We start from the raw sequence: 11,336 nt of genomic DNA, 5'->3' as shown, positions 1-11,336 counted from the left end.
CCCGCCTCCCCCCCCCCCCCCCCTGCCCCCCCCCCCCCCCCCCCCCTCCCCCCCCCCCCCCCCCCCCCCCCCCCCCGGCAGGGGGATCGTCACACCGCCCACCAGACGGTGGTGTCGGCGGGCACTTCGGCCTCGTCGTCGACGATCCGGACTTCCTCGTTGGAGAGGAGATACCGGCCGGGCAGCGGGACGGAGATGGCCCGGCCGGTGGTGTTGGCGGTGCAGACGAAACCGTCGCGGCGGAAGGAGAGCACACCCTCGGGTGCCTCCAGCCACTCGACGGCCTCGCCCGCACCGAGTTCGGGGCGCTCGCGCCGGACGGCGAGGGCGCTGCGGTACAGCTCCAGGGTCGAACCGGGGTCGCCGGCCTGCGCCTCGACGCTCAGCGCGCCCCAGGTCGCGGGCTGCGGCAGCCAGGAACCGCCGTCGCCGAAGCCGTACGAGGAGCCCTCCACGGTCCACGGCAGCGGCACCCGGCAGCCGTCGCGGAAGCCGTCCTGGCCGCTCGCCCGCCAGAACGACGGGTCCTGGCGGACCTCGTCGGGCAGGTCGGTGACGTCCGGCAGGCCGAGCTCCTCGCCCTGGTAGACGTACGCGGAGCCGGGCAGCGCCAGCATCAGCAGCGTCGCGGCACGGGCCCGGCGCAGGCCCAGCTCACGGTCGCCGGCCTCGCGCAGCTGCGTGCCGAGGCCCGCCGGGTTGGCGAAGCGGGTGGCGTGCCGCGTGACGTCGTGGTTGGAAAGCACCCAGGTGGTGGGCGCGCCGACCGGGCGCATCGCGTCGAGCGAGGCGTCGATGACGGTACGGAGTTCGGCGGCGTCCCAGTGGGTGCCCAGGTACTGGAAGTTGAAGGCCTGGTGCATCTCGTCGGGGCGCACGTAGTTCGCGGTGCGGTCGACGGTCGGGGTCCACGCCTCCGCCACGAGGATGCGCTCGCCGTCGTACTCGGCGAGGATCTGCCGCCAGGTGCGGTAGATCTCGTGGACGCCGTCCTGGTCGAAGAAGGGCATGACGTCGTTGCCGAGCAGCTTCAGCTGGTCGTGGGCGCCGATGTCGGGCAGCCCCGCCGCCTTGACGAGGCCGTGGGCGACGTCGACGCGGAAGCCGTCGACGCCCATGTCGAGCCAGAAGCGCAGGATGGAGCGGAACTCGTCGCGGACGGCCGGGTGTTCCCAGTTGAAGTCGGGCTGCTCCGGCGCGAAGAGGTGGAGGTACCACTCTCCGGGCGTGCCGTCCGGGTTCTCCGTGCGCGTCCAGGCCGGACCGCCGAAGATCGACTCCCAGTCGTTCGGCGGCAGTTCGCCGTTCTCGCCCTTGCCCGGGCGGAAGTGGTAGCGCTCGCGCAGCGGCGAACCGGGGCCCTCGCGCAGCGCCCGCTGGAACCACTCGTGCTGGTCGGAGGAGTGGTTCGGCACCAGGTCGACGATGATCCGCAGGCCCAGGTCGTGGGCCTCCCGGATCAGCGCGTCGGCGTCCAGGAGCGAGCCGAACATCGGGTCGATCGCCCGGTAGTCGGCCACGTCGTAACCGGCGTCCGCCTGCGGCGACGCGTAGAACGGGGAGAGCCAGACGGCGTCGACGCCGAGTTCCTTCAGGTACGGCAGCCGGCTGCGGACACCCTCCAGGTCGCCCATGCCGTCACCGTTGCCGTCGGCGAAGCTGCGCGGGTAGACCTGGTAGATCACGGCGTCTCTCCACCAGCCCGTGTGCGTGCCGGTGGTGTGGGCGTCGGCCGGGGTGGCGAGATGCTGGGTCATGTCTTCCCTGGGAGGTAAGGAGGTGCGTTCGGGCGGGGTGCTGGACATCCCGTGGGGGTGTCAGCCCTTGACGGCACCGGCCGACATGCCGGTGACCAGGTGCCGCTGGGCGAAGAGGAACACCAGGGCGGCGGGGACGGCGATCAGGACGGACGCGGCGGCCATCGGGCCCCACTGCGCGCCGTACTGGTTGACGAACTTCTGCAGTCCGCCGGCGAGCGTCAGGTTCTCGTCGCCGACCATGAAGGCGGAGGCGTAGGCAACCTCGCCCCAGGCGGTGATGAAGGAGTAGAAGGCGGTGACGGCGATGCCCGGCTTGGCCAGCGGCAGGATCAGCCGCCAGAAGGTGCCGAAGGGCGTGAGCCCGTCGACGTATCCCGACTCGTCGATCTCGCGCGGGATGGTGTCGAAGAAGCCCTTCATCATCCAGGCGCAGAACGGGACGGCGATCGTCAGGTACGTGATGACCAGGCCGACCGGCTGGTTGAGCAGGCCCATCGACGCCATGATGTTGTAGATCGGCACGATGAGGACGGCGACCGGGAACATCTGGGTGATGAGCAGCGTCCACATCAGTCCGCGCTTGCCGGGGAACCGGAAGCGGCTGACGGCGTAGCCCGTGGTGGCGGAGATGAAGACGCCGATGACGGTGGTGAGGCCGGCGACGAGCAGCGAGTTGCCGAACCAGGTGAGGAACGGGGTGTCCCGCAGCAGGTTCGTGTAGTTCTCGAGCGTCGTCTCCTTGAAGAAGTCCGTGGTGATCGCGTACTTCGCGGGCTTCAGCGAGGTCAGCAGCACCCAGAGGACGGGGAAGACGGCGACCACGGACGCCACGATCAGCGTCACGTGCAGGGCGACCGAGGCCAGCGGCGAACGGCGGCCGCGGATCGGCGCGTTGGTCCGGGGGGTGGGGGTCGTGGTGGTCACCAGACTTCTCCCTGCTTGCGGAGGACTCGCCGGTAGACCGCGGCGAAGAGCATCAGGAGGACCAGGATGAGCACGCCCCAGGTCGACGACTGGGCGAAGTCGCGCGGGCTGACCTCGAAGGAGAACTTGTAGGCCTGGGTGACGAGGATCTGGGTGGCCTCGCCGGGCCCGCCCCGGGTGAGCAGGAAGATCACCGGGAACATGTTGAAGGTCCAGATGGTGGAGAGCAGGATCACCGTCGTCGACACCGAGCTGAGACCGGGCATGGTGATGTGCCGGAAGCGCTGCCAGGCGTTGGCGCCGTCCATCTCGGCGGCCTCGTACAGCTCGCCGGGGATGGACTGGAGGCCGCCGAGGAGGGCCACCATCATGAACGGCACGCCGAGCCAGACGTTGACGAGGATGACCGAGAACTTGGCCCAGGTGGGGTCGTTCAGCCACGGCACCGCGTCGATGCCGCCGCCCGCGAGGATCTTGTTGAGGAGACCGTTGTCCTGGTTGTAGAGGAAGCGCCAGGCGAAGACGGAGACGAAGCCGGGCACGGCCCACGGCAGGATGAGCAGCATCCGGTAGAAGGAGCGGCCGGCGATCCGGCGGTTGAGGATGTTGGCGAGGGCCAGGCCGAGGGCGAAGGTGATCGCCACGCAGGACACGGTCCAGAGGACCGTCCAGCCGAGCGTCAGCCAGAACTGCTTCGCATCGATCGCCGCGACGTAGTTGTCCAGGCCGACGAACTCGTAGCTGGCCGGGATGTGGTTGACGCCGATGGAACGCTCGACGTTCCGCTCGTTGGCGTCGGTCAGCGACAGGAAGATGCCGCGGACCAGCGGATAGCCGATGATCACGGCGATCACGACGGTCACCGGGGCGACCATCGCCCAGGCGTACCAGTGGGTGGTGAGGGAGCGCTTCGCCGCGCCCCGCGGAGTGCCAGTTCCGCGGCTCCGGCCGCGGGCGCTGTCGCCCGCGGCCTTCACCACCGACTGGCTGGGGGTGTCCACAGCCATCAGCCGGCCTGCCTTCCTTCCTCTGCCTGCTACTTCCAGTCCTTCAGGAGCTTGCGGTAGCCGTCACCGGTCGCCTTGGCTCCGGCCTCCGGGGTGGTCTGCCCGGTGAGGACCTTGGTGTACTCGGTGACGAGCGGCGCGAAGAGGCTGCCGGTCTCCGGGATCCAGGGGCGCTCGACGGCCTTGTCGACGACCGGCTTGAAGAAGGTGATCATCTCGTTGGTCGCGACGTCCGGCTTGATGTAGACGGACTGACGGGTCGGGAGGAGGCTGAGCTCCTTCGCGACGGTCGCCTGGGTCTCGGCCGAGGTCATGTACTCGGCGAAGGCGTAGGAGGCGTCGAGGTTCTTCGAGCCCGCGTAGACGGCGAGGTTGTGACCGCCCTGCGGGGCGCCCTGGCCGGCGGAACCGGCCGGGACCGGGGCGATGCCCAGGTTGGCCTTGTCCGCGAACTCCTTGCCGGCGTAGGTGTCGGCGACGGCCCACGGGCCGTTGATCATCATGGCGACCTTGCCGTCCTTGAAGGCCGTCTGCATGTTGTTCCAGCCGTCGGTCGCGTCGGTCTTGGCCGCGCCGGAGTCCACCAGGTCCTTGACGGTCTTGAAGGCCTTCACGCCCGCCGGGTTGTCGACGGTGATCGTCTTCTTCTCGGCGTCGACGAGGTCGCCGCCCTCGCCGTACAGGAAGGAGAGGAACCAGTAGGCGTCGTCGCCGCGGAGGTACAGGCCGGTCTTGCCGGTCTTCTCCTTGATCTTGGCGGAGACGGTCTTCAGCTGGTCGATGGTCGTGGGGACCTCGACGCCGGCGTCCTTGAAGATCTTCTTGTTGTAGAAGATGCCCATGGAGTCGATGACCTGCGGGACCGCGTAGGTCTTGCCCTTGTACTGGGTGGAGGCGGAGGCCTGCTTGAGGAAGTCGTCGGCGTCCTTGAGGGCGGGGGTGCCGTCGAGCGGGGCGAGGTAGCCGAGGTCCGCGAACTCGGGGGTCCAGGCGACCTCGGAGCGGATGACGTCGGGCGCGCCGGAGCCGGACTGGGCGGCGTTCTTGAACTTGTTCTGCGCCTCACCGAAGGGGACGTTCACGTACTTGACGGTGACCTTGGGGTGCTTCTTCTTGAAGTCCTCGGCGACCTTCTTGAAGACCTTGTCCTCGGAGCCGACCGTGGAGGTGTCCCACCAGGTCACGGTGCCGGAGAGCTCGCCCGAGCTCTTCGAGCCGCCGCCGTTCGAACCGCTGTCGCTACCGCACGCCGCCAGGGTCACGCCCAGGGCCGCGACCAGCGCGGTGGCCGCTATGCCACGCCGCATGTGAACTCCTTCAATGATCCCGGGGGTGACGAGGGGCTGGAACCTTCCTCATGCGACCGCTCCCTCGCGGCGCTCCGGGTTGCCAGGAACGTAACAGGGATGAAAACGCGCCGAAAGACCTTGCGGCGATTTTCTGCAAGGACCGGCGATCGTTACATCCACGTGTCCCGAAGGTTGCCTACGGGCCGCTTGACAGGGCCCGTATCGGGCATCTCGCACCCGGATCCGCCCCACGAGCCCCCGCGATCCCGTCGAAAAGGGGCCGCAAGCATTGCAAGACCTTGCGCAACGGCTCGATCCTTGCGGTCACACGGGCGCGCTCCGAACCGGTGGGAAATACGCGCTGTGACCGGTACAGTCCCTTCTCATGACCGCGCGGCTCTCCGACATCGCAGCCCAGGCGGGGGTCAGTGAAGCCACAGTCAGCCGCGTGCTCAACGGCAAGGCCGGCGTGGCGGCGGCCACCCGCGAGTCCGTCCTCGCCGCACTCGACGTGCTCGGCTACGAGCGTCCGGTACGCCTCCGCCAGCGCAGCGCGGGACTCGTCGGCCTCATCACCCCCGAGCTCGACAACCCGATCTTCCCCGCGCTCGCGCAGGTCATCGGGCAGGCCCTGACCCGGCAGGGGTACACGCCGGTGCTCGCCACCCAGACCCCCGGCGGGTCCACCGAGGACGAGCTCACCGACATGCTGGTGGAGCGCGGTGTCGCCGGCATCATCTTCGTCTCGGGGCTGCACGCCGACACCACGGCGGACACCACCCGCTACGACCAACTGCGCGGCAAGGGCGTCCCGTACGTCCTCCTCAACGGCTTCTCCCCCAAGGTCCAGGCGCCCTTCGTGTCGCCCGACGACCGGGCGGCGATGGTGCTGGCCGTGACGCACCTGGCGGCGCTGGGCCACACCCGGATCGGGCTGGCCGTCGGACCGAAGCGGTTCGTGCCGGTGCTGCGCAAGATAGAGGGATTCCAGAAGGGCATGGCGGACCGGCTCGGTCTCACGCCCGAGGAGTCGGAGCAGCTGATCCAGCACTCCCTCTACACCCTGGAGGGCGGCCAGGCGGCAGCGGCGGCGCTGATCTCGCGCGGCTGCACGGCGATCGTGTGCGCGAGCGACATGATGGCGCTCGGCGCGATCCGGGCGGCCCGGCAGCAGGGGCTCGACGTGCCGAAGGACGTCTCCGTCGTCGGCTTCGACGACTCTCCGCTCATAGCGTTCACCGACCCGCCGCTGACCACCATCCGCCAGCCGGTGCAGGCGATGGGGCAGGCCGCGGTCCGCGCGCTGCTCGAAGAGGTCGGGGGCACCCCGGCCCCGCACTCCGAGTTCGTCTTCATGCCTGAGCTGGTCGTTCGTGGTTCAACGGCCTCCGCGCCGGCCCCCGCCCGCACTCCTTCCTGAGTCGGACGGGGTGCGCCGGGAACCCGACCGAGGGATGATCTGTCGGGAGTAGGGATCTGGCAGACTCTCTCCCTATGGGTGAAACGACCGTGAAGAGTTTGGACGACCGGACGACCCCGTCGTCACCCACAGTGGCCGACGGCAGGTGGTCGCGCCTGCGCGCGCGGACGCCCCGCCGCCCCACGATCTGGTTCGAGATCCTGCTCATCGCGCTGAGCTACTGGATCTACTCCCTCATCCGCAACGCGGTGCCGGAGCAGAAGGCCCAGGCCCTGAAGAACGCCGACTGGATCTGGCAGGCCGAGCAGTCCCTCGGGCTCGCCTTCGAGCACGCGGTGAACCACGCCGTGAACTCGGTGACCTGGCTGATCGTGTCGATGAACTACTACTACGCCACGCTGCACTTCGTCGTGACCATCGGCGTGCTCGTGTGGCTGTACCGCTGGCACCCGGGCCGTTACGCGGCGTTCCGCACCGTCCTGTTCGCCACCACCGGCGTGGCCCTGGTCGGCTACTACCTGTACCCGCTCGCGCCGCCGCGGCTGATGAACGGCCAGAGCTTCGTCGACACGGTGCTGGTCCACCACACCTGGGGCTCGATGGCCTCGGGCAACCTCAAGCACGTGTCGAACCAGTACGCGGCGATGCCGTCGATGCACATCGGCTGGTCGCTCTGGTGCGGTCTCGCCATCTTCCTGCTCGCCAAGGCGCCCTGGGCGAGGATCCTCGGGCTGCTCTACCCGGCGGCCACCCTCGTCGTCATCGTCTCCACCGCCAACCACTTCTGGCTGGACGCGGTCGGCGGCATGATCTGCCTGGCCTTCGGCTTCGGCGTCTCCTACTGCTGGTACGGCTCCCGGCCGCACCGGCTGCCCCGCCTGGTCGAGCCCGCCGCGCCCGTCGCCCAGGGCGGCCCCGTTCCGGCCGCCGACGCCGCGCGGAAGCCCGCCGAGAGGCCGGTCGGCTCCTCCAAGTGAACCCTCCGGCGGACGGGCCTATCCTGAGGCTGTACGTCCACGGCTCCGGCGGCACCCGCACGCACTGCTCACCCCGAGCGGGAGGCACAGGATGCGATTCCACCGGAGATGGGCCGCCGCGCTGACCTCGGCGGCCCTCGTCACGATCGGCGCCTCCACCGCCACGGCCGTTCCGGCGCAACCCGGCCCGGGGGTCCTCGTCGCGGGATACGCGCCCGCCGAGACGGCACAGGACCTCACGGAGCAGCGGTTCCTCCAGCAGAACGAGGTCCTCGAAAGCGCGGTCGCCCATGCGAACGCCCTCATCGGGCTTCCGAAGGACGTGCCGGTGACCGGGCTGAGCTGCGGAGAGATCAACGCGTTCTGGGATCCGGAGAGCCAGGCCATCGGCTTCTGCTACGAGCTGGCCAACTACTACCGGGGCGTCTTCGGCGACATCAACACCACCGGCACCGAGGCCCAGCGGAACCGGGCCACCGAGGACGACCTCATCGGCATCTCCAACAGCGTCGTCTTCCACGAGTTCGCCCACGCCCTGATCGACATCTACGACCTGCCGGCCACCGGCCGGGAGGAGGACGCGGCCGACCAGCTCGCCACCCTGCTGCTCGCGGGCGACTCCGTGCACCAGGAGTACGCGGTGAGCGCCATCGAGGCCTGGGGAGCCCTGGCCCAGGCCGAGAACCAGAGCGACCCCTCGGACGAGCACGCGCTCGACTCCCAGCGGTACTACAACGCGATCTGCTGGCTGTACGGCTCCGATCCGAACACCTTCCAGGGCGCCGTGCAGACCGAGGCCAACCCCGACGGGCCGCTGCCCGAGAGCCGGGCCGAGCGGTGCCCGGAGGAGTTCCGGAAGATCGACCAGGCCTGGAGCACCCTCCTCCAGCCCTATCTGAAGGGCTGAGGCCGCTCAGGCTCCGTAGAACAGCTCCTCGACGACGGCCCTGGCGCGCCGGGTGATGCGGCGGTAGTCGTCGACCATCTCCCCGACGTGCCCGGGGCCGTAGCCCAGGTAGCGGCCGACCGCCGCGAGTTCGCGCGGATCGGAGGGGAAGGTGTCGCCGGCCCGGCCCCGTACCAGCATCACGGCGTTGCGGACGCGGGTGGCGAGGACCCAGGCCTCGTCCAGGGTCTGCGCCTCCTCGGTGGGGATCAGCCCGGCGGCGTGGGCGGCGGCGAGGGCCTCGCGGGTGCGGGTGGTGCGGAGGCCGGGCTCCGCCCAGCCGTGCCGCATCTGGAGGAGCTGGACGGTCCACTCGACGTCGCTGAGGCCGCCGCGGCCGAGCTTGGCGTGCAGGGTGGGGTCGGCGCCGCGCGGCAGCCGCTCGGACTCCATGCGGGCCTTGAGGCGGCGGATCTCGCGGACGGCGTCCTCGCCGAGCCCCTCGGCGGGGTAGCGCAGCGGGTCGACGAGCTCGATGAAGCGGTCGGCGAGGTCCTGGTCGCCCGCCATCGGGGCGGCGCGCAGCAGGGCCTGGCTCTCCCAGACCAGGGACCAGCGGCGGTAGTAGGCCTCGTACGACTTGAGGGTGCGGACCAGGGGGCCGCTCTTGCCCTCCGGGCGCAGGTCGGCGTCGATGAGCAGCGGCGGGTCGGCGGTGGGCAGCTGGAGGAGCCTGCGCATCTCGGCGACCACCCGGTTCGCGGCGCGGGCCGCCTCCTGTTCGTCGACGCCCTCGCGCGGCTCGTGCACGAAGAGGACGTCGGCGTCGGAGCCGTATCCCAGCTCGTGGCCGCCGAAGCGGCCCATGCCGATGACCGCGAAGCGGGTGGGCAGGGTGTCGCCCCACTCGGCGCGCACGGCGGCCCGCAGGGCGCCGGCGATGGTCGCGGCGTTGAGGTCGGTGACGGCCTCCCCCACCCGGTCGACGAGGGCGCCCGGGTCGGGTTCGCGGGGGTTGTCCTCGGTGCCGTACGAGCCGATGAGGTCGGCGGCGGCGGTACGGAAGAGCTCGCGGCGGCGCACCCCGCGGGCTGCGGCGACCGCCTGTTCGGCGTCGTCCGCGCGGCCGACCGCGGCCAGGACCTCCTGTTCGAGATGGTCCCGGCCGCGCGGCTTGAGTCCCTCGGGGTCGCCGAGCAGGGCGACCGCCTCGGGGGCGCGGAGCAGCAGGTCGGGGGCGAGGCGTCCGGCGGAGAGGACACGGGCGAGGTTCTCCGCGGCGGCGCCCTCGTCGCGCAGCAGGCGGAGGTACCAGGGGGTCTTGCCGAGGGCGTCGGAGACCTTGCGGAAGCCGAGCAGGCCCGCGTCCGGGTCGGCCGAGTCGGCGAACCAGCCGAGCAGCACCGGGAGCAGGGTCCGCTGGATGGCGGCCTTGCGGCTGACGCCGGAGGCGAGGGCCTCCAGGTGGCGCAGGGCGGCGGCGGGGTCGTCGTAGCCGAGGGCTTCGAGGCGCTGGCCCGCCGCCTTGGGGCTGAGCCGGATCTCGCCGGGGGCGAGCTGGGCGACGGCGTCGAGGAGCGGCCGGTAGAAGAGCTTCTCGTGGAGGCGGCGGACGACGGAGGCGTGCCGCTTCCACTCCTTGTTGAGTTCGGCGACCGGGTCGGTGCGCAGGCCGAGCGAGCGGCCGAGGCGGCGCAGGTCGTCCTCGTCCTCGGGGACGAGGTGGGTGCGGCGCAGCCGGTAGAGCTGGATGCGGTGCTCCATGGCGCGCAGGAAGCGGTAGGCCTCGTCGAGCTGGGCCGCGTCGGCCCGGCCGACGTAGCCGCCGGCGGCGAGGGCGGCGAGCGCGTCCAGGGTGGTGCCGCTGTGCAGGGTGGCGTCGCTGCGGCCGTGCACGAGCTGGAGGAGCTGGACGGCGAACTCGACGTCCCTGAGGCCGCCGGGGCCGAGTTTGAGTTCGCGCTCGACCTGGGCGGCGGGGATGTTGTCGACGACCCGGCGGCGCATCTTCTGGACGTCGACGACGAAGTTCTCGCGCTCGGCGGCCTGCCAGACGAGCGGGGAGACGGCGTCGATGTACTGGCTGCCGAGCTCGGGGTCGCCGGCGACGGCGCGGGCCTTCAGGAGCGCCTGGAACTCCCAGGTCTTCGCCCAGCGCTGGTAGTAGGCGAGGTGCGAGGAGAGGGTGCGGACCAGGGGGCCGTTGCGGCCCTCGGGGCGGAGGTTGGCGTCGACCGGCCAGATGGTGCCCTCGACCGTGGTCTCCGAGCAGATCCGCATGAGGTGCGAGGCGAGCCGGGTCGCCGCCTGGATCGCCTTGCCCTCGTCGGCCCCCTCGGCCGGCTCCCCCACGAAGATCACGTCCACGTCGGAGACGTAGTTGAGTTCGTGGCCGCCGCACTTGCCCATCGCGATCACCGCGAGCCGGCACAGGGCGGCGTCGGCGGGCGCGGCGGTACGGGCGATGGCGAGCGCGGCGCGCAGGGTCGCCGTCGCCAGGTCGGCGAGCTCGGCGGCGGCCTGGGCGACGTCGGTGGTGCCGCACACGTCACGGGCCGCTATGGCGATCAGGCAGCGGCGGTAGGCGACCCGCAGCGAGACCGCGTCGGTGGCCTCGGCGAGGCCCTGCTCGAACTCGGCGACGCCCGGGTGCAGGTCGGCCGCCTCGTAGGTGACGAGGGACTCCCAGTCGCGGGGGTGCCGGGCCAGGTGGTCGGCGAGCGCCTCGGAGGCGCCGAGCACCCCGAGGAGCCGGTCGCGGAACGGCTTGGCGGAGAGCAGCGTGGCCGTGAAGGTCTGCCGCTCGGTCTCGGGCTGTGCCTCGGCGAGCCGGACCAGGCCGCGCAGGGCGAGGTCGGGGTCGGCGGTGGCGCCCAGGGCGTCCAGGAGCACGGAGTCGTCCCGCAGTTCCGACAGCTCCGGTGCGTCCAGGAGCTGTTCGGCTCCCGAGGGATCGGTGAACCCGTGCCGCAGCAGACGTGAGAACGTGCTGCTCCTGCGTCCCGGCACCGTCATTCCACAGCTCCCTCCGAGCAGGTCAGCCCCGAGGACCGAGCCTATCCGGCGCGGGGGC

General features: G+C 71.0%; 8 protein-coding genes. 3 read left to right on the top strand and 5 right to left on the bottom strand.

All coding sequences use genetic code 11. From position 1 onward, the window contains the following. Positions 1 to 89: 89 nt before the first annotated feature. Genes ACZ7G1_RS27575 through ACZ7G1_RS27560 form a run of 4 tightly spaced genes read right to left on the bottom strand, consistent with a single transcriptional unit; the run spans position 90 to position 4,998 of the window. Positions 90 to 1,757: a glycoside hydrolase family 13 protein gene (locus tag ACZ7G1_RS27575; protein WP_470882313.1), complete on the bottom strand. Its 1,668-nt coding sequence runs from the start codon at positions 1,755 to 1,757 to the stop codon at positions 90 to 92. A 60-nt stretch (positions 1,758 to 1,817) separates the two neighbouring features. After that, a complete protein-coding gene (locus ACZ7G1_RS27570) occupies positions 1,818 to 2,687 on the bottom strand; it encodes a sugar ABC transporter permease (RefSeq protein WP_470882351.1) in 870 nt (289 codons plus the stop codon). After that, on the bottom strand, positions 2,681 to 3,691 hold the full coding sequence (locus tag ACZ7G1_RS27565; protein ID WP_470882314.1) for a carbohydrate ABC transporter permease: 1,011 nt from the start codon (positions 3,689 to 3,691) through the stop codon (positions 2,681 to 2,683). Before ACZ7G1_RS27565 ends, ACZ7G1_RS27570 begins: the two co-directional genes overlap by 7 nt. A 29-nt stretch (positions 3,692 to 3,720) precedes the next feature. Continuing rightward, positions 3,721 to 4,998 (bottom strand): extracellular solute-binding protein, encoded by a 1,278-nt coding sequence (locus ACZ7G1_RS27560; protein ID WP_470882315.1) that lies wholly within the window; start codon positions 4,996 to 4,998, stop codon positions 3,721 to 3,723. Positions 4,999 to 5,365: 367 nt separating this feature from the next. Here ACZ7G1_RS27560 and ACZ7G1_RS27555 point away from each other — a divergent pair, with 367 nt between their 5' ends. The 3 genes from ACZ7G1_RS27555 (at position 5,366) to ACZ7G1_RS27545 (ending at position 8,284) form a co-directional block, all read left to right on the top strand. After that, the gene (locus ACZ7G1_RS27555; protein WP_470882317.1) at positions 5,366 to 6,400 is read left to right on the top strand and encodes a LacI family DNA-binding transcriptional regulator; all 1,035 of its coding nucleotides are present in this window, start codon (positions 5,366 to 5,368) and stop codon (positions 6,398 to 6,400) included. Between the two features lie 74 nt (positions 6,401 to 6,474). Then, positions 6,475 to 7,377 carry a phosphatase PAP2 family protein gene (locus ACZ7G1_RS27550; RefSeq protein WP_470882319.1) on the top strand — a complete coding sequence of 301 codons (903 nt, stop codon included), beginning with the start codon at positions 6,475 to 6,477 and terminating at the stop codon, positions 7,375 to 7,377. A 91-nt stretch (positions 7,378 to 7,468) separates the two neighbouring features. Further along, the gene (locus ACZ7G1_RS27545; protein WP_470882321.1) at positions 7,469 to 8,284 is read left to right on the top strand and encodes a DUF4344 domain-containing metallopeptidase; all 816 of its coding nucleotides are present in this window, start codon (positions 7,469 to 7,471) and stop codon (positions 8,282 to 8,284) included. A 6-nt stretch (positions 8,285 to 8,290) separates the two neighbouring features. Here ACZ7G1_RS27545 and ACZ7G1_RS27540 read toward each other — a convergent pair whose 3' ends face one another. Then, positions 8,291 to 11,278: a bifunctional [glutamine synthetase] adenylyltransferase/[glutamine synthetase]-adenylyl-L-tyrosine phosphorylase gene (locus ACZ7G1_RS27540; protein WP_470882322.1), complete on the bottom strand. Its 2,988-nt coding sequence runs from the start codon at positions 11,276 to 11,278 to the stop codon at positions 8,291 to 8,293. Positions 11,279 to 11,336 lie beyond the last annotated feature (58 nt).

Source organism: Streptomyces sp. NPDC037273 (genome assembly GCF_055603625.1).
The sequence above is the reverse complement of the archived record's forward strand: the minus strand, read 5'-3'. Positions and strand labels throughout refer to the sequence as shown.

Coding starts and splice junctions, on each gene's coding strand:
- ACZ7G1_RS27560 (WP_470882315.1), bottom strand. CDS start 4,998: ATGCGGCGTGGCATAGCGGCCACCGCGCTGGTCGCGGCCCTGGGCGTG.
- ACZ7G1_RS27575 (WP_470882313.1), bottom strand. CDS start 1,757: ATGACCCAGCATCTCGCCACCCCGGCCGACGCCCACACCACCGGCACG.
- ACZ7G1_RS27545 (WP_470882321.1), top strand. CDS start 7,469: ATGCGATTCCACCGGAGATGGGCCGCCGCGCTGACCTCGGCGGCCCTC.
- ACZ7G1_RS27565 (WP_470882314.1), bottom strand. CDS start 3,691: ATGGCTGTGGACACCCCCAGCCAGTCGGTGGTGAAGGCCGCGGGCGAC.
- ACZ7G1_RS27555 (WP_470882317.1), top strand. CDS start 5,366: ATGACCGCGCGGCTCTCCGACATCGCAGCCCAGGCGGGGGTCAGTGAA.
- ACZ7G1_RS27550 (WP_470882319.1), top strand. CDS start 6,475: ATGGGTGAAACGACCGTGAAGAGTTTGGACGACCGGACGACCCCGTCG.
- ACZ7G1_RS27540 (WP_470882322.1), bottom strand. CDS start 11,278: ATGACGGTGCCGGGACGCAGGAGCAGCACGTTCTCACGTCTGCTGCGG.